Below are 20,739 nucleotides of genomic sequence, written 5' to 3'. Positions count from 1 at the left end.
GGCACCGTAGGATTCCCCGTCACGCAAGGTCCGAATCGGCAGTTTCGTGACAGATCTGCACTCGGAGGTATACCCCACCATGACAGCGGTGCTGTGCCACAAACGACCGTTTACGGTGCAGTGTCCTCGTTGGAGCCCGAGGCACGTCCGTCCGCTTTCATGTATCCGAGGCGCGCGGCTCGGGCCTTGAAGTCCTGGTCGCGCTGCTCCTCCATGACGTCGAGCACCTTGAGTAGCCCGACAACGAGGGTCAGGGCCGCGACGATCATCATGACCAGGAACAGCCAGTCGGGGATGGGTAGGCGGTTCAGCGTGTGGACCATCCACCAGAACGTCCCACGTTCGTTCATTTCATCAACCATGTCTTGAATGGTCATCGTTCTGCTCCCTGGTTGAGCCGTGCGGCCATCCTTCCAGAGCGGCCAGACAGTACGGCGGTCGCGTGGGTGTGGTGGATGGCGTTGAGGAGGATCTGAGTGCGGGAGGCCATGTCTCGGACCTCGACGGCACCCTCGAGGAGGGCGGGGTCGCGGCCGGCGGTCTGGGCGGCGCGGCGGGCGCAGCGGTCGGCGTAGTCCGTGAGGCGGCTCTGTTGCAAAGATTGGCGGCAGTCAGAGGTAGGCTGTCGCTCTGCGCCGATCAGGCGGCTGCTGCGAAATGGTGGTTGAGCATGCCCATGGCCTCCGTCAGCGCCGAGGGCCCAATGCCAAAAGCTCTCTCCACAAGGCGCACCTCGCCCCTGATGCCGGGCTGCAGGCACCAGGGGCGAGCCTGTCCTTTGCGCAGGGCTCGCATGACTTCGAATCCCTTGATCGTGGCATAGGCCGTGGGGATCGATTTGAAACCGCGCACCGGCTTGATCAGTATCTTGAGCTTTCCGTGATCGGCCTCGATCACGTTATTGAGATACTTCACCTGCCGGTGGGCCGTCTCCCGGTCCAGCTTTCCTTCGCGCTTCAATTCGGTGATCGCTGCACCATAGCTCGGCGCTTTGTCGGTATTGAGCGTGGCAGGCTTTTCCCAGTGCTTCAGGCCTCGCAGGGCCTTGCCCAGGAACCGCTTCGCTGCCTTGGCGCTGCGGGTCGGCGACAGGTAGAAATCGATCGTGTCGCCCCGCTTGTCGACTGCCCGGTACAGGTAGGTCCACTTGCCCCGCACCTTGACGTAGGTTTCATCCAGGCGCCAGCTCGGATCAAAGCCACGCCGCCAGAACCAGCGCAGCCGCTTCTCCATCTCCGGGGCGTAGCACTGGACCCAGCGATAGATCGTCGTATGGTCGACCGAAATGCCGCGTTCCGCCAGCATTTCCTCAAGGTCGCGATAGCTGATCGGATAGCGACAATACCAGCGCACCGCCCACAGGATCACATCACCCTGGAAATGGCGCCACTTGAAATCCGTCATCGTTCCGTCCGTCCAATCTCCGCCAAGCATGCTCAAGCTTCACGATTTTTGCAACAGAGCCATATCGACAACCTCTCGCGCAACCAAGACATCGCGGTCGGACTGCAAGTGATCTTGAAGCCACGGGCCCGTCCCACCCCGACATGGACCTCGATGCCCGAACGGACGTTAGATTTCGAGTTCTAGGCGTTCTGCGATGAAGGTTGGATCCCAGCCGGGATTGAAAGTGTCGACGTGGGTGAATCCGAGCCGCTCGTATAGGCCACGCAGGTTCGGGTGGCAGTCGAGCCGCAGCTTGGCGCACCCCTGCGTTCGCGCGGCATGGCGGCAAGCCTCGATCAGCGCGGAGCTGACACCCCGGCCCGCATGTGTCCGTCGCACCGCGAGCTTGTGCAGATATGCGGCCTCCCCCTTGAGGGCGTCGGGCCAGAACTCGGGATCCTCGGCCGACAAGGTGCAACAGCCGACGATGCCGTCGCTGCAACTCGCGACTAGGAGCTCGGATCTCAGGACGAAGGTCTCCGCGAATGTCCGGTCGATCCGCGCGACGTCCCAGGCGGGCGTTCCCTTGGCGGACATCCACGCCGCAGCGTCGTGCATCAGCCGCACAACCTCGTCGATATCACCCGAGCAGGCGACCCGAACGTTCGGAGGCTCCTCGCTGTCCATTCGCTCCCCTGGCGCGGTATGAACCGCCGCCTCATAGTGCAGTTTGATCCTGACGAGCCCAGCATGTCTGCGCCCACCTTCGCGGAACCTGACCAGGGTCCGCTAGCGGGCGGCCGGAAGGTGAATGCTAGGCATGATCTAACCCTCGGTCTCTGGCGTCGCGACTGCGAAATTTCGCGAGGGTTTCCGAGAAGGTGATTGCGCTTCGCAGATCTCCAGGCGCGTGGGTGCGGACGTAGTCAGCGCCATTGCCGATCGCGTGAAGTTCCGCCGCAAGGCTCGCTGGACCCAGATCCTTTACAGGAAGGCCAACGGTGGCGCCCAAGAAGGATTTCCGCGACACCGAGACCAATAGCGGAAGCCCCAACGCCGACTTCAGCTTTTGAAGGTTCGACAGCACGTGCAGCGATGTTTCCGGTGCGGGGCTCAAGAAAAATCCCATCCCCGGATCGAGGATGAGCCGGTCGGCAGCGACCCCGCTCCGTCGCAAGGCGGAAACCCGCGCCTCGAAGAACCGCACAATCTCGTCGAGCGCGTCTTCGGGTCGAAGGTGACCGGTGCGGGTGGCGATGCCATCCCGCTGCGCTGAGTGCATAACCACCAGCCTGCAGTCCGCCTCAGCAATATCGGGATAGAGCGCAGGGTCAGGAAATCCTTGGATATCGTTCAGGTAGCCCACGCCGCGCTTGAGCGCATAGCGCTGGGTTTCCGGTTGGAAGCTGTCGATTGAAACACGGTGCATCTGATCGGACAGGGCGTCTAAGAGCGGCGCAATACGTCTGATCTCATCGGCCGGCGATACAGGCCTCGCGTCCGGATGGCTGGCGGCCGGTCCGACATCCACGACGTCTGATCCGACTCGCAGCATTTCGATCGCCGCGGTGACAGCGCCGGCGGGGTCTAGCCGCCGGCTCTCATCGAAGAAGGAGTCCTCGGTGAGATTCAGAATGCCGAACACCGTCACCCTGCTGCGTAACATCGTTGCTGCTCCATAACATCAAACATCGACCCACGGCGTAACGCGCTTGCTGCTTGGATGCCCGAGGCATAGACTGTACAAAAAAACAGTCATAACAAGCCATGAAAACCGCCACTGCGCCGTTACCACCGCTGCGTTCGGTCAAGGTTCTGGACCAGTTGCGTGAGCGCATACGCTACTTGCATTATAGCTTGAATCGCCCCGGGTTTGTTAGAGGCTCGCAAGTGCCGCGTCGGCAGTCGCCGGCACGGTCTGGTGGTGATGGTAGTTCTCTTCGAGCTCGACGGGCGGGATCATGCCGATCTCGCCGTGGAGTCGTCGGTGGTTGAACCAGTCGATGTATTCCGCGGTCGCGATCTCGAGCTCGTCGATGTTCTTCCAGGGCCCGTGGTTGCGGACCAGCTCCGCTTTGAACAGCGAGTTGAAGGCCTCGGCCAGGGCATTGTCATAGGAGTCGCCGGTCGAGCCGACTGACGCGACTGCCCCGGCTTCCGCGAGGCGCTGGGTGTAGCGGACAGCGACGTACTGGACGCCCCTGTCGCTGTGGTGCGTGAGCCCGGAGACGTCGTGGCCTGCGTGCTCGCGAGTCCAGATGCCCATCTCCAGCGCGTCCAGGGCGAGGTCGGTCCGCAGCGACTTCGACAGCTGCCAGCCGACCACGCGGCGGGAGAACACATCGATGACGAACGCGGCATAGACCCAGCCCGCGAACGTGCGGCAGTAGGTGATGTCCGCGACCCACAGCTGGTTCGGAGCGGTCGCGGTGAAGTCACGTTCGACCAGGTCAGGACGGGAGTCTGGACCGTCGCCGGGGAGCGTTGTCCGCGGGCCCTTCTCTCGGCTGATCCCGCGCAGCCCCTCGGCTCTCATCAACCGTTCCACGGTGCAGCGTGCGACCGAGATACCTTCCCGGCGCAGCTGAGCGTGGAGCTTCTTCGCGCCGTAGACCCCGAAGTTCTTCGCGTGAACGCGCCGGATCTGAACCAGCAGTTCCCGATCACGGACCGCCCGCTTCGAGGGCGGGCGGGTCTTGAAGGCGTAGTAGGTGCTCGGCGCGATCTGCGTGCCTGCTGCGGTGAGCGTGCGGCAGATCGGCTCGACGCCGAACTCATGCTTGTACTGGTCGATGAACTGGACGATCAACGCTGTGGGCGGTCGAGCTCCGCTGCGAAAAAAGCCGAGGCCGACCGCAGGATCGCGTTCGCCCGGCGCAGCTCGCGCACTTCCTTCTCCAGCTCAGCGAGTCGCTCGGCATCGCTGGTCGTGGTCCCGGGACGGTGTCCGCCGTCGATCTCGGCCTGCACGACCCAGTTCCTTAGCGTCTCGGGATTGATCCCGAGCTGCTCGCCTACTCGGCGGAACGTTCCCGACCTCGTCGCGGGGTCCAGCCGCGCTTCCACGGCCATCCTCGTGGCCCTCTCCCGAAGCTCATCGGGGTACTTCCTCGGTGCTGCCATGCTCCTCATCCTCCCGTGGGATCAGAGCCTCCACCAGACCCGGGGCGATTCACTACTGCCGCGCTCTGCGGGCTTGCCGCCGGGGCACTCAACCCCATCATCGGCTCCGTCCAGTACCAACGCGTCCCCGCCGGCCTCAGAGCCAGAGTATTCGGCCTCGTCACCGCAGGCGCCTGGGCAGGAATGCCACTCGGTGGACTCGTCGGCGGGCTCGGCGCCAGCCTCGTCGGCGTCCGCCCGACCTTCGCCATCATCGCCGTCATCTACATCACCGCCACCCTCACGCCACTACTCGGCGGAGCATGGCGCCTTATGGAACGCTCCACCCCCACTGAACCCCGACGCGAATAGCCTGCAAGGCCTCGCAAGGAGGGGACTGAAGCGCGAGTAGGTGTCAAACGCCTCCAGATGTCCCGCGTCAAGTAGTTGGCAGGATTTCCTTGGTTTTGAATGTCGGGGTGGTGGGGTCGGCCAGGCCCAGGTGCACCTCCTTGGGCCGGTTCCATGAGATGGCCTCGTGGGGCCGGAGCTCGTTGTACTCGATCCGGTAGTCCTCGGCCCGCTCGGCGAGCACGATCGCGTCGTCGATCTCGTCCAGGTAGAGCCGTTCGTACTTCAGCGTGCCGAAGCCGCGTTCACGGGACCCGTTCTGCCCCGGGGTCTTCACTCGGGTGCGCACGTGGTGTAGCTCGGGGTGGGCGGCGATGAAGGACTCGAAGCGGAAGGACCGGAACGGCCCGCCGTTGTCCGTCACGATGGTCACCACGGGCAACAGCTCACCGGTCTCGGGATCGACCGGGCAGGCCTCGACCAGCGGGTGACCGAACATGGCCTCGTAGTCGGCCAGGGCCAACTCGATCGCGTCGATCGCGTCGTGCTGGTTCCCGGTGGGCGAAACGTGGAAGGGGTGCTCGTACTTGGACCAGTAGTCCCGGCACCCGGCCAGCCGCCAGGTCCCTCCGGTGGTGGTCTCGAACTCGCTGAAGTCCAGCTGCCAGACTTGGTTCGGACCGGTCGGCTCGGTGGCGAACGCGGCCTTGCGCCGCTCGGCCAGCTTCCGTCGCTCCCGTGGGTACTGCGCGGGCAGAATCAGCCCCTCGTCGCGAAGGATCCGCAGCACGGTCGCCTCGGAAACCACATGCCCGTCGTGGCGGACCATCGCCCAGATCTTCCGATGCCCCCACGCCGGATGGGCCAACGCGTGCTTGACCACCAGTTCCCTGGCGGCCTGCCGTGCCGGTTGCGGCCACGGTCCCTTCACCGCCGTCCCGGTGCGGGCCTTGGCCTGCCAGCGGCGCCAGGTCCGCTCGGGCATGTCGAAGAGCTGGCAGAACCTCGCGGTCGACATGCCCGCTTCCACGCGGATCACCTCGAGGTCCTCGAAGGGCCCAGCCGGCCCTCCGCGGACTTCTTCCACACCCTGGCCTCCAGGTGTGCCTCGCCCAAGGCCTGGGTCAGCTCGGCGACCTCGGCCTCCAGCTGTTCCTCTCGGGAGGATGGTCCGGACCTGCCGGCCACCAGGGCGGTCTTGCCGGCTTCCAGGAACTCGGCCTTCCACCGTCCGATGGACTGCTCACTGACTTTCTCCTTGCGTGCCGCTTCGGCGATGGACATCTCGCCGGCCAGCACGCTCAGCACTATCCGGGTCTTCTTCTCCGCCGGAATCGAGGGTGGTCTACCCATGTCTGACTCTCCTTCAGGACCTACATAACGGCCCTGCCACTAAGTCTGACGCGCGACAAACCGAGCCAGCAACGCGATTGGAGGGACGCCGAACTGCTCCACGAACAGGCCCCCGAGCCGTGACCGCGACAGGTGTGCATCCTGTGCGAGTTCGGCCAAGGTCCACCGGTGAGCGAGATCAGCCCGCATCCGGATGACCGTGTCACGGATCTCTGTCCTGGCAGGGCCGAGGCCAGAGCGCTCTGTGGCCGTCATCGGGCAGCTCGCTTCGCTGTCCACAGCACGGGCATTTCAGGCTTGCTCGTTGGGTCGCGGTGAGTCGGTACGCGGATGGGCTGACCCCGATGATGGCGGTGAACTGTCGTGCGGCGTGGCCGCGGTTGCGCCACCCGACTCGTGTCATGGCGACACCGATCGGAAGGTCGGTTTCGACCAGGAGCTCGGCCAGCCGGTGGGCCCGAACATGAGCGAGGTACCGCATGGGCGGCATCCCGAAGCTTTGGCTGAAGGCCCTGCCCAGTTGTGACGTGGACAGGTGCACGAGGTTGGCGAGGTCACGAAGTCGCCAATCCCGTCCGGGGCCTTGAGCGAGGAGCCGTGCTGCATGGTGTGCGGCTGTCTCGGTCGGGCACACATGGCTGGGTGTGATCTCGTCAGGGCAGACTCGCCACGAGGGTTCGATGCTCATCGCCGCCGCCCTCCTGAGGACGACTGCGTGCGGCGGGGCGGTGGCGAGGAGCCCGTGGTCTTGAACAAGTCCACCCATGCCTCGACGGGCAAGTCTCTCGGCAGTCCGGCGGCTTTCACGCCGTGGCCCCTCAGCCACGCCTGTGCCGCCTGTGGCGAGCCGAGCGAGGTGTTGCGTGCGAGGATCTGGGCGAGCCCGCGTCCGGGACCGGTGTAGACGCGGTGGACCAGGGCGTGGAACTGGCGTCGCTCGGACGGAGTCAGCAGCGGGTGTTCGCGGCGGTGGATGGTGAGGATTCCACCGTCGACGCCCGGACGTGGGGTGAACGCGCGAGCGGGAACACGACTTTGCAGCGTGAACTCGTACCAGGGCGCCCATTGCGCGGTCATCATCGTGGCACCGCCAACGCCTGCTCTGCGCCGCGCAACTTCCCATTGCACGAGCACGATGGCATCGGTCCATGCCGGGGCGTGCAGGATGCGTCGCAGCATGGCTGTGGTCTGGTGAAACGGCAGGTTGCCGACGAGCACATGCGCAGACGTGGGAAGCCGGTAGGTCAGGAAGTCGTCGGCGACGACCTCCGCGTGCGGTGGGAGTCGTTGGGTCAAGCGTCGGGCGAGCCGGGTGTCGATTTCGACGGCTGTCACCGGTCGCCCGAGCTTGGCCAGCGGCGAGGTGAGTGCTCCGTCACCGGGGCCGATCTCGATGATCGGGCCCTCGGTGGTGGCCACGAGCCGTGTGATCGTGGCGATAGTGGATGGGTCAGTCAGGAAGTTCTGGCCGTGCTCATGACGGCCACCTCGATAGGTAGGCACTGTTTGCTCCGTGGTTGTTGCGGAGCCGGGCACGCTGAAAGAGCCGCCCGGCCGTGATCACCGGGGGCGGGAGCAACAACCTGTGGAGGGTGCTCGCCGCCGTTAGCGGCTGCGCAGACGCAGCGAAGCAGTGCCGTAAACCAACATGCCAACCAGAGTAGGCGACCCCACCGCCACTCGGCGACCCAATAACCCGTCCATGCGACAAAGACGCGCAGATCCGTATCACCACCGGTCAGAACCAGCTCGCAGGCCGTTGGTGCACGATGCCCCACGTCAAGTAGTTGGCAGGATTTCCTTGGTTTTGAATGTCGGGGTGGTGGGGTCGGCCAGGCCCAGGTGCACCTCCTTGGGCCGGTTCCATGAGATGGCCTCGTGGGGCCGGAGCTCGTTGTACTCGATCCGGTAGTCCTCGGCCCGCTCGGCGAGCACGATCGCGTCGTCGATCTCGTCCAGGTAGAGCCGTTCGTACTTCAGCGTGCCGAAGCCGCGTTCACGGGACCCGTTCTGCCCCGGGGTCTTCACTCGGGTGCGCACGTGGTGTAGCTCGGGGTGGGCGGCGATGAAGGACTCGAAGCGGAAGGACCGGAACGGCCCGCCGTTGTCCGTCACGATGGTCACCACGGGCAACAGCTCACCGGTCTCGGGATCGACCGGGCAGGCCTCGACCAGCGGGTGACCGAACATGGCCTCGTAGTCGGCCAGGGCCAACTCGATCGCGTCGATCGCGTCGTGCTGGTTCCCGGTGGGCGAAACGTGGAAGGGGTGCTCGTACTTGGACCAGTAGTCCCGGCACCCGGCCAGCCGCCAGGTCCCTCCGGTGGTGGTCTCGAACTCGCTGAAGTCCAGCTGCCAGACTTGGTTCGGACCGGTCGGCTCGGTGGCGAACGCGGCCTTGCGCCGCTCGGCCAGCTTCCGTCGCTCCCGTGGGTACTGCGCGGGCAGAATCAGCCCCTCGTCGCGAAGGATCCGCAGCACGGTCGCCTCGGAAACCACATGCCCGTCGTGGCGGACCATCGCCCAGATCTTCCGATGCCCCCACGCCGGATGGGCCAACGCGTGCTTGACCACCAGTTCCCTGGCGGCCTGCCGTGCCGGTTGCGGCCACGGTCCCTTCACCGCCGTCCCGGTGCGGGCCTTGGCCTGCCAGCGGCGCCAGGTCCGCTCGGGCATGTCGAAGAGCTGGCAGAACCTCGCGGTCGACATGCCCGCTTCCACGCGGATCACCTCGAGGTCCTCGAAGGGCCCAGCCGGCCCTCCGCGGACTTCTTCCACACCCTGGCCTCCAGGTGTGCCTCGCCCAAGGCCTGGGTCAGCTCGGCGACCTCGGCCTCCAGCTGTTCCTCTCGGGAGGATGGTCCGGACCTGCCGGCCACCAGGGCGGTCTTGCCGGCTTCCAGGAACTCGGCCTTCCACCGTCCGATGGACTGCTCACTGACTTTCTCCTTGCGTGCCGCTTCGGCGATGGACATCTCGCCGGCCAGCACGCTCAGCACTATCCGGGTCTTCTTCTCCGCCGGAATCGAGGGTGGTCTACCCATGTCTGACTCTCCTTCAGGACCTACATAACGGCCCTGCCACTAAGTCTGACGCGCGACACAGACACCACAACACGACACATCTGTCCTGTTGAGGCACACCCTGAGCGACAGCTACGCGACCGTAGTCTTCCCTGTTCCACAGAGTCCAAAACGGCAGTTCTGCGACAGATCTGCCTCGTGGGGTATACCCGAATGAAGCACTGGCGGCGAGAGTACGCATTCTCCACCGATGAGGTGCACCCTCTCCCAACGTGGGGTACCCCGTCTGCCTCTCGCGCAACTCTCCGCATCCTCGACACCATGCAGCCAGCCCTAACGACACGCTCACCGTCAGCTACACGAACGAGCTTGATGCCGGGGCACCTGAGCGTGGACACGGGATGAGGAGGCCTTGTGCGTCGAGAACGCTCGACCGATCCGGGCCGAACAGCGAGAAACCCCGGGTCAGTTTCCTGATACCGGGGCTTCCCAAGATCGTGGCCCGAGTAACATACCGTGAGGCATCGGTCATCAAGGGCTCTCGCTGCCGCCAAGCATACCGGACTGGAGCGTGCATGTCGACGGGTTCTGACTCCTGGGTTACAGAGTGGCTCACACCAGGTCGCTACAACAAGTATCTGAAGGCCGCTGGTCAAGACCCCGACCGCGCCCTTCGACTCTACGAGTGGAACGCGCGCGTTTCGTCAGCCTTATTGCACGACCTGGGGCATCTTGAGGTCGGCCTACGCAATGCCTACGACCGCCAACTGCTAGCCCATCCCCTCGCCGCGGGCCAAGACTGGATCACCCGAGCAATCTACGACCAGCTCTGGGCTCCCCACCTTGTGGCCGACTCCAACGGAAGCATGCAGGACAAGAACGCCACCCCTCGAGGCGCGATCAAGACTGCGAGAAAATACGCTGGCTACACGGACGGCGGAACAGTGAATCGCGGAAAGGTCATTGCTGAGATCATGTTTGGCTTCTGGACCTATTTAACCGACAGCCTTCACGAAAAGACGCTCTGGATACCTTCGCTCCGTTTTGCCTATACGGCCGGCACAGACCGCGCCCAGCTGCACGATGCACTATCTTCGCTACGCGACGCCCGTAATCGCCTGGCCCACAACGAGTCCATCTTCGACCAGCAGCCGGAGAATCTACGCAGACGCATCATTTTCGTAGCGCGCTCCCTCTCGACACCGCTCAGCCAGCACATCGCAACGAACAGCGCTGTCCCGGGGCTACTGGCAGCGAAACCATAGGAATAGCAGCGCCAACTTAGGCTCCACACTCACTCCATCGCTCGGACGGGGCCCACGGACGCTCAACTAGCCGAAAAGACCGGCAGTCTCAACCGGTCAACGCATCACCAGACCTCGATGCGGAGACCATACCTTGTCCACTCGCGACCTTCGATACGCTCACCTTGTGCAGAGCCTTCCCGATGATCTGATCGCCCTCCCAGCCGGAAAGGTAACGCTTCACGATGCGCGACGCTCCGAGCATCGCACCGTGGCGCTGGAGGCGTTCTCTCTCGGCCGTACTCCCGTCACGGTCGACACCTGCGATCTGCCGCTCAGCGGGATCACGTGGAAGCAAGCCGTGAGTATCTGCAACGAGCTTTCCGAGGCGCATGGACTGTCGACGGCATATCGCATCTCAGGCGATGAGGTGCAGTGGAAGCTCGAGTCTGACGGCTTCCGCCTGCCCACAGAGGCCGAGTGGGAGTACGGGTGCCGCGCGGGCACGAAGGGTCCACACTACGGCCCGCTTTCCGGCGTCGCCTGGACCACTCTGGACGCGGGGGAGGGACCGCACCGCGTCGCCCTGAAGGAGCCCAACGCCTTCGGCCTGTACGACACTCTCGGCAACGTCTGGGAGTGGTGCTGGGACTACCTCGATCCCGCGCGCTATGGGAACTACCGGGTCTTTCGTGGCGGAAGCTGGGCTGACAAACCGTGGAGTGTCCGCGCGTCGGTCAGGCGAGGCAGCGCCCCGGATGCACTGCTGGAAGGCAGCGGGTTGCGACTCGCCCGAGGCGCCCTTCGCTCCGGTCGGGAAGTCCAGGGGTGGTCCGAAGCGAGAGATCGCGAACGAGCGGCAGTGTCTGGTCCTTTACCGCTCGGCTGGACGCCCTTGTCCCTGCCTGGTTCGCGCTAGGAAGATTTGGAATCCTGATACCGCCGTCGTTAACGACGCTCCGGGCCGTGCTGCTGAGGTATATCCAGTGCGACAGATGTGTCGCAAAAGTGCGCACTCGGGTCCTATTGGGAACCGTAAACGACGGTCCGGTAACTGTCCTGCTGTGGTGCCCCAGATTGGTACCTACCTCGCGACGGCGCGAGTGACTCCTTCCCGCGCATCAGTCCCTACTGCCACAACTAGAGCTACGGGATTAGCTCATTCTTTTCCAAAATCCCTGACATAGGTTTCGTGCCGAACCATCACGGTACCGTGCTTATGGTTGGAAGTGCGCTCTAGTCGATAGGTGGACGGAATGGGGTCGAGGAATGTGTCGCACCCATAGTGTCCTGGAATATTGCTTATTAGCAATGTATCCGGGAGGGCGGCAGCGAGTGCCTGGGAATAGATTTCCGCACCACCAAACACGAAGATCGACTCGACGTCTGACATCTCTCCGCACACCCTCAGTGCTTCATCGACGGAGGTGGCAACACCAACTGGCTCCCCAATGCTCCGAGAAGTAATTACGAGGCTGTGGCGGCCTGGGAGGGGGCGCCGGTGAGGGGGTAGGGACTCATATGTCTTTCGCCCCATAATGAGCGCATTGATCATGTCCGGAGAAGATGTTCTAAGCGTGCGCTGCGCTGTGTATTTAGCCTCCCCTGGGATCTTCCAGGGCATTGAACCTCTTAGGCCGATGCCACGATCGTTATCGATCGCGGCGATCAGGATTACTGGCTTCATGTGACGAGCATACCGTCTGGTTCCCGTTCGTCTCCTTCAAATCCATCCTACTCGGGACCAGACGCTTCCAGAAGTGTGCGGTGCATGGGCGCTGGGAGCTTGCTCGCATGGTGTCGGAGGAGGAGTGGACGCCCGAGGTGATCGCGCAAGCAGAAGCGCATCGCGATTCCAACGTCATCTGATTCGGCAGCTGCAAGTTCACGCCGCTGAGAGGTCGATCGTCGACCGAGTCTCGGGTGTCAGGCGATGAGGACATCGCGGAGTCGGTCCTGGCTGGTGTCCCATCCGAGAACGTAGCGCGGGCGTGTGTTGATCTTCTCTGCGATCCGGTCGAGGTCGACCTGGGTGTACCGAGACAAGTCTGCTTGTTTTGGAAGGTACTGGCGCAGGAGCCGGTTAGTGTTCTCGTTCGAGCCCCGTTGCCAGGGTGAGCGGGGGTCGCAGAAGTAAACCTGGATGCCGAGCTCATGGGCGATTCGCTCGTGCTCGGACATCTCTCTTCCGCGGTCCCAGGTGAGCGACCGCAAGAGCCACGGCGGAAGATTCTGAAGGTTCCGGATCAGAGCGTCGCGTACGTCCGGGCCTTTGATCCCCGGTAGCTTCACTAAGCGAACTGCACGGGTGGAGCGCTCGACAAGCGTCGCTACGGCGCTGGGCCGGCGGCCCATCACGAGGTCACCTTCCCAGTGTCCGACCTCGTCACGTGTCTCAATGCGTGTCGGGCGATCATGGATCGAGACCATGTTCCGCAAGCGACCGCGTCCGTGTCCGGTGCGGCGCGACTGGCGCGACGTGCGGAGTCGACGGCCGGAGCGCAGGTGGACGCTCATCTCGGAGGGTAGGGCCGGGCAGGTGGCGGTGTAGAGGGTCCGATAGATCGCCTCGTGAGAGATCTGCATCGTCGGGTCGTCAGAGAAGTCCCGTCGTAGCCAGGCCGCGATTTGTTCCGGCGACCAGTCCTCATGCAGTTTCTGCTTCACGGCGGTGCGCAGCTCATCGTTCGCATCGAGCTTGCTGAGTTTGGGGCGTTGCGCGAGCTGCCAAGCGCGCTCATCTGCCTTGGCAGCCCTGTACTGGTCACGGCCGCCGTTCCGGGAGATCTCCCGCGAGATCGAGGAGTCTGACCGTCCGAGTCGAGCAGCGATCGTTCGAGCGGAATCACCGGCCGCGATTCCCCGGGAAATCTCCTCCCTCTGCGCCAGTGACAACCGCAGAGCAGCGCGACGGCGCGGTGCTGGGCGGATCCCACCAGAGTTTGCCAGGCGTCTCCGTACCGCTTCGCGGCTGCAGCGCACCGTTCTGGCAATCACGCGCATCGGCTCGCCCGCTCGCCATCTCTCCCACACGGCATCTTGCTCTTCCATGCTCAATGCCATCCCAACCGTCTCCTTCCGTCCAAGCGCATACTGCCATCACGGGTGATGCCTTGATCGGTTGAGACTGCCCCAGTTATCGGCTAGTCAGGGTACGACTGTCCACTGCGCCAGGAACGACCGTTTACGGCACAGCCCCTGCCCCGTCGATGCGCCTGGCTAGCCGAGCTATTCGGGCGACACCCAGGAGCGGCGGCGGTAGGTTGCGAGGATGACTATGGCACTCATGTGCGGACTCTCCTTCGCCGGCAAGAGCACCCTTGCGGCGAGACTGGCCGAGGCGCTGCCTGCCAGCCTTGTCAGTCTCGACCTCGTCAACGAGGAACGCGGCCTGTACGGGGGTCAAGGCATCCCGTTGGAGGAGTGGGCCGAGACTAACCGGATCGCGCACGAGCGCGGGCGTGAGCTACTGGACGCGGGTCGTCATGTCGTCGTTGATGACACCGGGTCGCCACGGTTCATCAGGGACGGCTGGCGGGAAGTCGCAGACCAGTCCGATGCTCCGTTCGTGATCGTGTGGGTCCAGATCAGCCCCGAACTTCAGCAGGCCCGCGTGCACGCCAACAGGCAGTCCTACGGCCGCCCGGACGTGACCGATGCCGTTCTCCGCGACCACCGGGCAGGCTTCGAACCTCCGACTGACGAGGAAGCGCTAGTTGTATGAGGGCCAGACGTTGGTGACGCGAGCACGGAGCCGAGATGCTGGGGGATGTCCGCCCGCTCCACTGTGGGGGCGGTGGTAGTTGTAGTGGATATTCCAGATTTCGATCGCGGCGTCGCGGGCTTCTTCGCTCTTGAACTCTCGGGCGTATAGCAGTTCCTCGGCCAAGATTCGCTGGTAGCGCTCCACCTTCCCGTTGTGTCGGGGCGTGTAGGGCCTGGTCTTCTGGTGTCGCGTGCGGTTGCCGACGATTCGAGCGAAGTCGGCCGAGCGGTAGCACGCACCGTTATCGGTGATGATGCGGTGGATGTGCGAGATCCCGTGAGCGGCGAACCAGGCCTTAGCTCGGGCGAGGAACGCTGCCGCCGTGAGTCCCTTCTCGTCGGTCAGCGGCTCGGTGTACGAGAGTCGGGAGAATCCGTCGACGGCGGAGTGCAGGTAGGTGTACCCCCGCTTCGCCCCAGCTGACTTCGCGCGACCCGCGGTCCTAGCCTGGTCGCTGTTGCGCCCATGAATGCGCCAGCCGCCGCCGTCAGGGATTCGGCCGACCTTCTTCACGTCGAGGTGCACCATATGGCCGGGCCAGCGGGCGGTGATCTTCCCTGGCTTGCGATTGGTGTCGCCGCCAGGGTCGATGAATCGGCGTCGGCCAAGGCCGAGCCGGCTCAGGTGTCGGCTGACGGCACGCCGGTTGATCCTGACGTCCAGCTCGGCGAGCTCGTAGGCAATGCGCTGGGCGGACCACTTGTGCTCTCGCCGCCAGACCTCGATCTGTTGGATGACACAGGCTGCTGTCGCGGTACTGCTGTGGTGGGGCGTCGAAGCACGGTCTTGGAGCCCGGCTTCGCCATGGCGTCTCCACCGGTTGACCCACTTCGAAGCGCACGCGCGTGAGATGCCCATCTCGGCAGCTACGTGCGCGATCGGCCGGGTCAGGCACCGATTCACGAGCCGGCGTCGACCTTCAAGGCTCAACGGAGCATTAGCGTGCGTCACTTGGCAGCCTCCACATTCCGTACCCGCGGGGCGATGATGCGCAGCGTGGGCAGCATCACGAGGAGTGCGAGAGCGGTCAGCGCGGTCGCTGCCCACACGGGACCAAGGTTGCTCGAGCTCTCGAGCGCTACCGCTCCGAGCGCCGGACCAGCAGCGGCCCCGATGTTGAGAGCGGCAGTCGCGTAGGAACCACCCATGGTGGGCGCTTCCGATGCTGCGTAGAGCACTCGAGCGATCATGGTGCTTCCCACAGCGAATGCCAGCATTCCCAGCAGGAACACCAGGACGAGCAGCGGCACGGAGTGCCCAGCAAGCACCGCGAGCAACAGCCACCCAACTAACAGGAGCGGCGCGGCCACAACGAGGAGCATTCGCGGGTGCTGGTCAGACAGTCGCCCGGCAATGCTGACTCCCATGAAGGACCCGATGCCGAACAACACCAGAGCCACCGGTACCCACACCTGGCCCAGACCCGCTGTCCCGGTCACGACCGGCGCGAGGAACGTAAACGCGGCGAAAGTCCCGCCATTGACCAGCGCAGCGAGCAGCATCGCCGTGAAAAGACGGGGCACGCGGAGCTGCGCCAACTCGAAGGCGAGAGACGGGCCATCGTTGGCTTCGTCCTGCGTGGCTCTCAGCTGTGGACGGATCCCGGTGAGGATGCCGATTGCAGCAGGAACGCACAGGAAGGCTACCGCCCAAAACGTGGCCCGCCATCCCAGCGCCGTGCCAAGTAGAGCCCCCGCGGGAACACCGGCGACCATGGCGATCGTGGTGCCCGAGAGGAGGATGGCAAGAGCGCGGCCCTTCCGGCTGGGGGCCACGAGGCGGGTCGCGGTGCTGAGTGCAACGGCCAGGAAACCGGCGTTGGCAACCGCGGCAACCACACGAGTTGCGAACAGCACGGAGAAGGTCTCGGCAGTGGCGGCGACGACGTGACAGGCAGCGAAGATGACCACGCACCCGAGCAAGGTGGTCCGGGCGGGCCACCGACGGGTGAGAGCTGCCATGGCGGGCGCACCGAGAATCATCCCGACCGCAAAGGCAGAGGTGAGTAGCCCAGCTGTGCCGACAGAGACACCGACACTGGCGGCGATGTCTGGCACGAGGCCAGCAAGCATGAACTCAGATGTGCCCATGGCAAAGACAGCCAGGGCAAGCAGGTAGAGGGCGAAGGGCATGGAGGGCTCCGAGGAACGAGAACGAAAAGGGGGAAACGTCTCGTCACCACGGCCAGCGCCCAGGGAGCTGCCCAAGAGCCCGCTCAGCGCACAGGCGCAGGCGGCGGGTTAAGGACTCAGGAGGTCTGGGGGCTGACGGTGTGACCGAAAGCCCCCTGAGTGTCTGATTCAGGGCACGCCATGCTCTTCACCCTACCGACGCTCCCTCGACACTGCACATCCTTTGCGCGCGCCGCGGCATCGTCATCAACGTCCTGCCCCGCAACAGCTAGTGGTCGATGCCCAGGACACGGCCGACCCGGCCCAGATTGCCGCGCTCGTGCAGCAGATCCGGTTCCACCACATGCCGTAGACCGCAGGATGTCAGCGAGGCCCCCCGCTCATCGGCGCATATCCGACCGTTTATGGCGCGGTCGTGGCTCGTGTATGCCCGCGCGCTACGGTGGTAGGTGTGCCAGGCCCGCTACTGTCGAGCTTGCTTGTCCTAGCTGAATAGGCCGACAATTCCGACCACGCCGAGCGCGAGAGCGAGTAGCCCCGCCGGAACGATCAGCGAGAAGTTCGCCGGGTGACCGGCGGCGTCCGCGCGCCTGAGAACGGCGATGACGCAGACCAGGCCGACCACGGAAAGGGCGAGGCTGGCAATAGTGATTGCAGAAGACATGGTCAGGCTCCTTGTGCGGTTGAGGCGGTCCCCCGGCGTTCGGTTCACTCTGCCGAGAGTGGCTGACAACTATCCGGTAGGCCCTTTACGTCGCTCCCCTCCCGCGACCCCCGCCCCGAACGAAGAATGACGATGTCCTCCTCGCCCACTCGCGTTGCTCGCTGGCTCGTCGGGGCGCTCGGCTCCAACATCTGCCTGCTCTGCATGGTCGGTCTCGCACCCCGGAACGTGAGCATGCCGTCCTCGACGAGTAGCTGCTGGGCCGCGGCCGATGGGGATGGGTTCCGTGCCCACCGTTCGTGGGCGCTCTGACGGCTAATCCCGACAGCGCGCCCGATCTGTTCCCAGGTGGCAGGAGGATCACCGGCTCGCGCTGCTGCGACCGCATCGTCGAGGGCGGCTTCCGCGTCCCTGACGGCCGCGGCGGCGGAGCGGACCGACTCGGCCGTGGCGAGGGGCTGCACGTGCCGCTTCCACTCCTCGTGGCCTACATCCTCGAGGGTGCGCCCGTCTGGCAGGAGCATGTGATCGGCGTCGAGCTGCTCTTCCGTCGGGTCGTCATTGGTCGCTTCGTCGCGCTGCCAGGTGGTCCCGCGCCACCCGCATTCGCACTGGACCCGCCATCCGGTGACCTCGGCCCACGGCACCGTGAAGTCGAACGGCTCGACCGACTCGTCGACGCCGTAGGCCCATCGAGGATTCATGAAGACGACGCCGTCGAGGCGACTACCGCCCGTGGCCCGCCCGTCCGATGCGAGCCAGGCGACGTAGCCCTCGTGCACCTCACCGCCGGCCTCCGTCACCCATCCCATGATCTACTCCTTACGCAGGTGTCAGGATCTGCTGACAGACTATGTCAGGCAGGCCTGACACGCAAGGGAACCGCCCGCCTGGCTCCTCTCCTGCGCGCCGGAAGCTGATCGCGGTGGCACGATGCGGTGTGGCTATCAGATCGAAGCGCATGCGCGAGCGGGACGCTCGAGTGGTCGCGGCTGCCTGGCGGCTGATCGCCCGTGAGGGCCTCGGCGCCCTCACCGTGAAGGCTCTCGCCGCCGAGGCCGACGTGCCACCGAGCTCGATGCTGTACACGATGCCGAATCACGCGGTGGTGCGGGAGCGCGCCCTCGAAGCGATCGCGCCGGCGATCCGCCAACGCGTCAGTGGCCTGCCGGCGGAACCGGCCGAGGGGCCGGAGCGGGCGCGGATGCTGCTCGAGGCGCTACTGCCGCTCGACGCCGAGCGCCGTCTCGAAGCGTCCGTGCTGCAGGTCCTCAGCGCTAGCGCGCTCACAGAACCCGGTCTGCAGCCGATCTGGCGGGAGGTCGACGGGACGATCCGCGACGTATGCGCCCAAGCGCTCCGCGCTCGGGGCATCAGGGGCGACGTCGTCGCTCTTGACCACCTCCACACCGTCATCACCGGACTCACGGCCCAGCTCATGAACCGCGGCGACGACCGCCCGGTTCGGTGGGCGCACGCGGTCCTCGAGCGGGCATTGGCCGGGTAGCTGCTCGACGCTCTCGTGGGCTCACCGGTTATGAGACTCAGCTCGGCCGCAAGGCGCGAGGGTGGTGGCCCGCACCCTCGCCGCCGGGGGAAAGCGCTGGGGTGCGGGCCACGTCGAACACGCTACCTGGGCGTGGGCGGCGGGCCGCTGCTGGGCAGCGGCTCATCCCCGCCAGGAGCGCCGACGCAGTGCAGACGTCCGGCCGGCACTCCCGGCCCTCCGCCCATGTGCTGCTGAACTTTGCTAGTCGGGCAGGTGCCGGCTACAGGGGCAGCACCCCCTGCACGAGGGCGGCCGCGAGCAGGAGCAGCAGCAGGGTGCTCCCGCAGCCGTCGGCGCCGGCCACCTGGCCCGTGTAGCGGCAGCGAGTGCCGGGCCGGTGTCGCTTGATCGGGTCGCGGTCAGTGAACTGACACATGGGTGATCCTTTCCGCCCCGCCAGCCGGACGCTTCGCGTCCGATCGACCGGAGGGACATACCGCCCAGTGGGCGGCGGGTCTCACCGGTATGTGTGCCGCATCGGCGGAGGACGGCGCGGAGAGGACCTGTGACCCCTAGGGGGAGGCGGTCCGGATCGTCGGGGCGCGCGCGTAGGCTGGCTCGCCCACTCGGCGGGAGGAGGTGAGTCGGGAGATCGCGGAGGCGCTGGTCATGGCGGTGGCACTGGTGACGGCGATGCTCAACCTCTGCGCGGCCGCGATGCGGCTGCTCGAGGCGGAGCGGGGCCGGGGCCGTCGGGGTCGTGGCGGACGGCACCGGCGGTGAGTAGGCGGGAGGGGTCGGCTGGCGAGCCGGCCCCTCCCGTTGCTGCGTTCGGGCTACGGGGCGGGGTCGCGAGTCGGGACGATGTAGAAGAGCTGGCGGCCGCGGGCCGGGGTGAATCGGTGGCGCATGTACTTCGTGTGCAGCTCGGCCGAGTGGGCGACGGCGGTGACGACGACGCCAGGGGGAATGATGGTGCGCAGGAGGGTCCGGGCGAGCCGCGCTGCGGCGGGTTCGGTGTCGGGGAGCTGCGCAAGCATCATGAGGTCCCAGCGCTCCCCTGCCGGGATCTTGCGTCGGAGCGGGCGCAGCCGCTTTCGGTCTCGTCGGCTGTGTCGGCGGCCGATCATCGCGTCGAGGAGCAGCGCGACGCTGAGTGTCGCGACGACACCGGCTCCGAGCTCGAGCACGTACCCCGGTTCGAGCCTTGCGGCGAGGTTGAGGGGCACGCCGACCGTGACGAGGAACGCGATCGCGGCGACGCCTCCGGCGAGGCTGCGGAGGCTGCGACGGGGCGCTGCGACGGCTATGCCGGTACGGGATGGGTCGAGGTAGAGGTGTCCGGGCACGGTGCTGTAGATCGCGATGAGCAGGTAGAACGGCGTGACGGCGAGGGCGTGCAGCTGTGCGAGGCGTCGGGAGTGGATGCGGCGGCCGACGCGGGACTCGTTGGTGAAGGCGCGCGAGAGGATCCACGCGGCGAGGGGGATGTCTCGCCATCGTGCGGGTCGGGGGCTTGGTGTGGGTGCCGTCATGGCTGATCACTTGCTCTGGTCGAGGTCGGGGCAGGCGCTCCATGTGCCGGCACCGGCGTCACGGGCTGTGGCGGTGGCTGCCTCGTAGTCTGCCGTGCGCGCTGGTGCGGGTTCGCTCGAGGGTGCCCAGGCGTAGGCGTAGCCGGCGGCGATGAGGGCGGCGCCGGCGTCGGTGCCGTCCTCGAGCTCGACGTAGCGCAGGAGTCGGCCGTAGCGGTCTTCGTCGTCGGCCTCGGGGTCGCTCACGAGTTCGACGGTGGTGCCTTCGGGAAGCAGCGTGCGCAGCTGCTCGGCGGCGGCCTCTCCCCCGCACTGGCCAGGCTCGTCGTCGTGCGGCACCTCGGGGGTGTTGATGCCGAGGAGGCGCACGCGCTGGCTGCTGCCGGCGGCGTCGGTGACCTCGATGGTGTCGCCGTCCAGGACGTAGTCGACGGCGGTGGTGTCCTGGGTGGGCTCGGTGGGGGTGCGGGGCGTGCAGGCGACTGTGAGAGCTGCGAGGGCGGCGACGGTGAGAAGCGCTCGGAGCGGGAGCGGGGTGGTGGCCATGTAAGGGCTCCTGGTCGAAGGGGACGTGTCGAGTGTGCCGGGGGGGGGGGGGGGGGGGGGGGGGGCCCCCCCCCCCCCCCGGGGGGGGGGGGGGGTGGGGGGGGGGGGGGGGGGGGGGGGGGTGGGGTGCGGGGGGGGGGGGGGGGGG

Annotated in this window: 26 protein-coding genes and 1 other annotated feature; of the genes, 6 read left to right on the top strand and 20 right to left on the bottom strand. The window is 65.7% G+C overall.

The genetic code is table 11. The annotated features are described in order from the left end of the window. Positions 1–110: 110 nt before the first annotated feature. The 5 genes from ACHUEU_RS15915 to ACHUEU_RS15895 form a co-directional block, all read right to left on the bottom strand. Positions 111–377 (bottom strand): hypothetical protein, encoded by a 267-nt coding sequence (locus ACHUEU_RS15915; protein ID WP_299306108.1) that lies wholly within the window; start codon positions 375–377, stop codon positions 111–113. 262 nt (positions 378–639) lie between these two features. After that, positions 640–1,404: an IS6-like element IS6100 family transposase gene (locus ACHUEU_RS15910; RefSeq protein ID WP_001389365.1), complete on the bottom strand. Its 765-nt coding sequence runs from the start codon at positions 1,402–1,404 to the stop codon at positions 640–642. 168 nt (positions 1,405–1,572) lie between these two features. Continuing rightward, positions 1,573–2,073, bottom strand: coding sequence for a GNAT family N-acetyltransferase (locus ACHUEU_RS15905; RefSeq protein ID WP_000376623.1), 501 nt, complete (start codon positions 2,071–2,073; stop codon positions 1,573–1,575). 127 nt (positions 2,074–2,200) lie between these two features. Then, a complete protein-coding gene (sul1, locus tag ACHUEU_RS15900; RefSeq protein ID WP_000946487.1) occupies positions 2,201–3,052 on the bottom strand; it encodes a sulfonamide-resistant dihydropteroate synthase Sul1 in 852 nt (283 codons plus the stop codon). Positions 3,053–3,262: 210 nt separating this feature from the next. Further along, positions 3,263–4,509 (bottom strand): IS3 family transposase gene (locus ACHUEU_RS15895; protein ID WP_394217068.1). Its coding sequence is split into 2 segments (ribosomal slippage): positions 3,263–4,224 and positions 4,224–4,509, totalling 1,248 coding nucleotides; the frame shifts between segments, so codons are not numbered across the junction. Next, positions 4,103–4,231 (bottom strand) — a sequence feature (AL1L pseudoknot). Its footprint overlaps the gene before it by 129 nt. A gap of 15 nt (positions 4,510–4,524) precedes the next feature. Between ACHUEU_RS15895 and ACHUEU_RS15890 the strand changes: the two genes are divergently transcribed. Further along, entirely contained in the window at positions 4,525–4,860 is a 336-nt protein-coding gene (locus ACHUEU_RS15890; protein ID WP_394217067.1) for an MFS transporter, read from the top strand. Between the two features lie 67 nt (positions 4,861–4,927). Here ACHUEU_RS15890 and ACHUEU_RS15885 read toward each other — a convergent pair whose 3' ends face one another. The 6 genes from ACHUEU_RS15885 to ACHUEU_RS15860 form a co-directional block, all read right to left on the bottom strand. Further along, the gene (locus tag ACHUEU_RS15885) at positions 4,928–5,857 is read right to left on the bottom strand and encodes a transposase (protein ID WP_394217065.1); all 930 of its coding nucleotides are present in this window, start codon (positions 5,855–5,857) and stop codon (positions 4,928–4,930) included. A 17-nt stretch (positions 5,858–5,874) separates the two neighbouring features. Then, positions 5,875–6,192: a helix-turn-helix domain-containing protein gene (locus ACHUEU_RS15880; protein ID WP_010080477.1), complete on the bottom strand. Its 318-nt coding sequence runs from the start codon at positions 6,190–6,192 to the stop codon at positions 5,875–5,877. A gap of 202 nt (positions 6,193–6,394) precedes the next feature. Further along, positions 6,395–6,880 carry a helix-turn-helix transcriptional regulator gene (locus ACHUEU_RS15875; RefSeq protein WP_394217066.1) on the bottom strand — a complete coding sequence of 162 codons (486 nt, stop codon included), beginning with the start codon at positions 6,878–6,880 and terminating at the stop codon, positions 6,395–6,397. Further along, the gene (erm, locus tag ACHUEU_RS15870) at positions 6,877–7,695 is read right to left on the bottom strand and encodes a 23S ribosomal RNA methyltransferase Erm (RefSeq protein WP_299306113.1); all 819 of its coding nucleotides are present in this window, start codon (positions 7,693–7,695) and stop codon (positions 6,877–6,879) included. The genes ACHUEU_RS15875 and erm overlap by 4 nt, the downstream gene beginning before the upstream one ends. Before the next feature lie 276 nt (positions 7,696–7,971). After that, positions 7,972–8,901 (bottom strand): transposase, encoded by a 930-nt coding sequence (locus tag ACHUEU_RS15865; protein WP_394217065.1) that lies wholly within the window; start codon positions 8,899–8,901, stop codon positions 7,972–7,974. Positions 8,902–8,918: 17 nt separating this feature from the next. After that, entirely contained in the window at positions 8,919–9,236 is a 318-nt protein-coding gene (locus ACHUEU_RS15860) for a helix-turn-helix domain-containing protein (protein ID WP_010080477.1), read from the bottom strand. A 554-nt stretch (positions 9,237–9,790) separates the two neighbouring features. Between ACHUEU_RS15860 and ACHUEU_RS15855 the strand changes: the two genes are divergently transcribed. Further along, a complete protein-coding gene (locus ACHUEU_RS15855) occupies positions 9,791–10,480 on the top strand; it encodes an Abi family protein (protein ID WP_394217064.1) in 690 nt (229 codons plus the stop codon). A gap of 166 nt (positions 10,481–10,646) precedes the next feature. Continuing rightward, positions 10,647–11,378 (top strand): formylglycine-generating enzyme family protein, encoded by a 732-nt coding sequence (locus ACHUEU_RS15850; RefSeq protein ID WP_229730639.1) that lies wholly within the window; start codon positions 10,647–10,649, stop codon positions 11,376–11,378. A 240-nt stretch (positions 11,379–11,618) separates the two neighbouring features. Here the strand turns inward: ACHUEU_RS15850 and ACHUEU_RS15845 are convergent, their stop codons facing one another. Together ACHUEU_RS15845 and ACHUEU_RS15840 are read right to left on the bottom strand one after the other, a co-directional pair. Next, positions 11,619–12,146, bottom strand: coding sequence for a dihydrofolate reductase (locus ACHUEU_RS15845; RefSeq protein WP_082943283.1), 528 nt, complete (start codon positions 12,144–12,146; stop codon positions 11,619–11,621). Positions 12,147–12,385: 239 nt separating this feature from the next. Next, the gene (locus ACHUEU_RS15840; protein ID WP_064846213.1) at positions 12,386–13,522 is read right to left on the bottom strand and encodes an IS30 family transposase; all 1,137 of its coding nucleotides are present in this window, start codon (positions 13,520–13,522) and stop codon (positions 12,386–12,388) included. A 214-nt stretch (positions 13,523–13,736) separates the two neighbouring features. On the opposite strand from ACHUEU_RS15840, the gene ACHUEU_RS15835 reads away from it, so the two are divergent. Next, positions 13,737–14,183 (top strand): P-loop nucleotide/nucleoside kinase family protein, encoded by a 447-nt coding sequence (locus ACHUEU_RS15835; protein ID WP_394217063.1) that lies wholly within the window; start codon positions 13,737–13,739, stop codon positions 14,181–14,183. Here the strand turns inward: ACHUEU_RS15835 and ACHUEU_RS15830 are convergent. The 4 genes from ACHUEU_RS15830 to ACHUEU_RS15815 all read right to left on the bottom strand — a co-directional run bounded on the left by ACHUEU_RS15830 (position 14,172) and on the right by ACHUEU_RS15815 (position 17,833). Then, positions 14,172–15,176 carry an IS481 family transposase gene (locus tag ACHUEU_RS15830; RefSeq protein ID WP_394217062.1) on the bottom strand — a complete coding sequence of 335 codons (1,005 nt, stop codon included), beginning with the start codon at positions 15,174–15,176 and terminating at the stop codon, positions 14,172–14,174. The genes ACHUEU_RS15835 and ACHUEU_RS15830 overlap by 12 nt on opposite strands. After that, positions 15,173–16,357 carry a Cmx/CmrA family chloramphenicol efflux MFS transporter gene (locus ACHUEU_RS15825; protein ID WP_270410135.1) on the bottom strand — a complete coding sequence of 395 codons (1,185 nt, stop codon included), beginning with the start codon at positions 16,355–16,357 and terminating at the stop codon, positions 15,173–15,175. Before ACHUEU_RS15825 ends, ACHUEU_RS15830 begins: the two co-directional genes overlap by 4 nt. Positions 16,358–16,841: 484 nt before the next feature. Beyond that, positions 16,842–17,021: a hypothetical protein gene (locus tag ACHUEU_RS15820; protein ID WP_394217061.1), complete on the bottom strand. Its 180-nt coding sequence runs from the start codon at positions 17,019–17,021 to the stop codon at positions 16,842–16,844. A 44-nt stretch (positions 17,022–17,065) separates the two neighbouring features. After that, a complete protein-coding gene (locus ACHUEU_RS15815) occupies positions 17,066–17,833 on the bottom strand; it encodes a hypothetical protein (RefSeq protein WP_394217060.1) in 768 nt (255 codons plus the stop codon). A 149-nt stretch (positions 17,834–17,982) separates the two neighbouring features. Between ACHUEU_RS15815 and ACHUEU_RS15810 the strand changes: the two genes are divergently transcribed. After that, positions 17,983–18,528 carry a TetR/AcrR family transcriptional regulator gene (locus ACHUEU_RS15810; RefSeq protein WP_394217059.1) on the top strand — a complete coding sequence of 182 codons (546 nt, stop codon included), beginning with the start codon at positions 17,983–17,985 and terminating at the stop codon, positions 18,526–18,528. A 262-nt stretch (positions 18,529–18,790) separates the two neighbouring features. Here the strand turns inward: ACHUEU_RS15810 and ACHUEU_RS15805 are convergent, their stop codons facing one another. Next, the gene (locus ACHUEU_RS15805) at positions 18,791–18,946 is read right to left on the bottom strand and encodes a hypothetical protein (RefSeq protein WP_259815692.1); all 156 of its coding nucleotides are present in this window, start codon (positions 18,944–18,946) and stop codon (positions 18,791–18,793) included. Positions 18,947–19,149: 203 nt separating this feature from the next. Here ACHUEU_RS15805 and ACHUEU_RS15800 point away from each other — a divergent pair, with 203 nt between their 5' ends. Further along, on the top strand, positions 19,150–19,293 hold the full coding sequence (locus ACHUEU_RS15800; protein ID WP_259815693.1) for a hypothetical protein: 144 nt from the start codon (positions 19,150–19,152) through the stop codon (positions 19,291–19,293). Between the two features lie 53 nt (positions 19,294–19,346). On the opposite strand, the gene ACHUEU_RS15795 is transcribed toward ACHUEU_RS15800, so the two are convergent. Together ACHUEU_RS15795 and ACHUEU_RS15790 are read right to left on the bottom strand one after the other, a co-directional pair. Continuing rightward, a complete protein-coding gene (locus ACHUEU_RS15795) occupies positions 19,347–20,045 on the bottom strand; it encodes a hypothetical protein (protein WP_394217058.1) in 699 nt (232 codons plus the stop codon). A 6-nt stretch (positions 20,046–20,051) separates the two neighbouring features. After that, positions 20,052–20,591 carry a thermonuclease family protein gene (locus ACHUEU_RS15790; RefSeq protein WP_259815697.1) on the bottom strand — a complete coding sequence of 180 codons (540 nt, stop codon included), beginning with the start codon at positions 20,589–20,591 and terminating at the stop codon, positions 20,052–20,054. Between the last annotated feature and the right edge of the window lie 148 nt (positions 20,592–20,739).

It is taken from the genome of Brachybacterium vulturis, assembly GCF_043641765.1.
Taxonomy (GTDB): domain Bacteria; phylum Actinomycetota; class Actinomycetes; order Actinomycetales; family Dermabacteraceae; genus Brachybacterium; species Brachybacterium vulturis_A.
Note: the sequence above shows the minus strand (reverse complement) of the source record. Positions and strands in the feature narration are given on the sequence as shown.

Bases quoted from the DNA above. Each gene is read 5' to 3' on its own strand.
- ACHUEU_RS15915 (WP_299306108.1), bottom strand. From the start codon at position 377: ATGACCATTCAAGACATGGTTGATGAAATGAACGAACGTGGGACGTTC.
- ACHUEU_RS15910 (WP_001389365.1), bottom strand. From the start codon at position 1,404: ATGACGGATTTCAAGTGGCGCCATTTCCAGGGTGATGTGATCCTGTGG.
- ACHUEU_RS15905 (WP_000376623.1), bottom strand. From the start codon at position 2,073: ATGGACAGCGAGGAGCCTCCGAACGTTCGGGTCGCCTGCTCGGGTGAT.
- sul1 (WP_000946487.1), bottom strand. From the start codon at position 3,052: ATGTTACGCAGCAGGGTGACGGTGTTCGGCATTCTGAATCTCACCGAG.
- ACHUEU_RS15885 (WP_394217065.1), bottom strand. From the start codon at position 5,857: ATGTCGACCGCGAGGTTCTGCCAGCTCTTCGACATGCCCGAGCGGACC.
- ACHUEU_RS15880 (WP_010080477.1), bottom strand. From the start codon at position 6,192: ATGGGTAGACCACCCTCGATTCCGGCGGAGAAGAAGACCCGGATAGTG.
- ACHUEU_RS15875 (WP_394217066.1), bottom strand. From the start codon at position 6,880: ATGAGCATCGAACCCTCGTGGCGAGTCTGCCCTGACGAGATCACACCC.
- ACHUEU_RS15865 (WP_394217065.1), bottom strand. From the start codon at position 8,901: ATGTCGACCGCGAGGTTCTGCCAGCTCTTCGACATGCCCGAGCGGACC.
- ACHUEU_RS15860 (WP_010080477.1), bottom strand. From the start codon at position 9,236: ATGGGTAGACCACCCTCGATTCCGGCGGAGAAGAAGACCCGGATAGTG.
- ACHUEU_RS15855 (WP_394217064.1), top strand. From the start codon at position 9,791: ATGTCGACGGGTTCTGACTCCTGGGTTACAGAGTGGCTCACACCAGGT.
- ACHUEU_RS15845 (WP_082943283.1), bottom strand. From the start codon at position 12,146: ATGAAGCCAGTAATCCTGATCGCCGCGATCGATAACGATCGTGGCATC.
- ACHUEU_RS15840 (WP_064846213.1), bottom strand. From the start codon at position 13,522: ATGGCATTGAGCATGGAAGAGCAAGATGCCGTGTGGGAGAGATGGCGA.
- ACHUEU_RS15835 (WP_394217063.1), top strand. From the start codon at position 13,737: ATGGCACTCATGTGCGGACTCTCCTTCGCCGGCAAGAGCACCCTTGCG.
- ACHUEU_RS15825 (WP_270410135.1), bottom strand. From the start codon at position 16,357: ATGCCCTTCGCCCTCTACCTGCTTGCCCTGGCTGTCTTTGCCATGGGC.
- ACHUEU_RS15820 (WP_394217061.1), bottom strand. From the start codon at position 17,021: ATGTCTTCTGCAATCACTATTGCCAGCCTCGCCCTTTCCGTGGTCGGC.
- ACHUEU_RS15815 (WP_394217060.1), bottom strand. From the start codon at position 17,833: ATGGGATGGGTGACGGAGGCCGGCGGTGAGGTGCACGAGGGCTACGTC.
- ACHUEU_RS15810 (WP_394217059.1), top strand. From the start codon at position 17,983: ATGCGCGAGCGGGACGCTCGAGTGGTCGCGGCTGCCTGGCGGCTGATC.
- ACHUEU_RS15805 (WP_259815692.1), bottom strand. From the start codon at position 18,946: ATGTGTCAGTTCACTGACCGCGACCCGATCAAGCGACACCGGCCCGGC.
- ACHUEU_RS15795 (WP_394217058.1), bottom strand. From the start codon at position 20,045: ATGACGGCACCCACACCAAGCCCCCGACCCGCACGATGGCGAGACATC.
- ACHUEU_RS15790 (WP_259815697.1), bottom strand. From the start codon at position 20,591: ATGGCCACCACCCCGCTCCCGCTCCGAGCGCTTCTCACCGTCGCCGCC.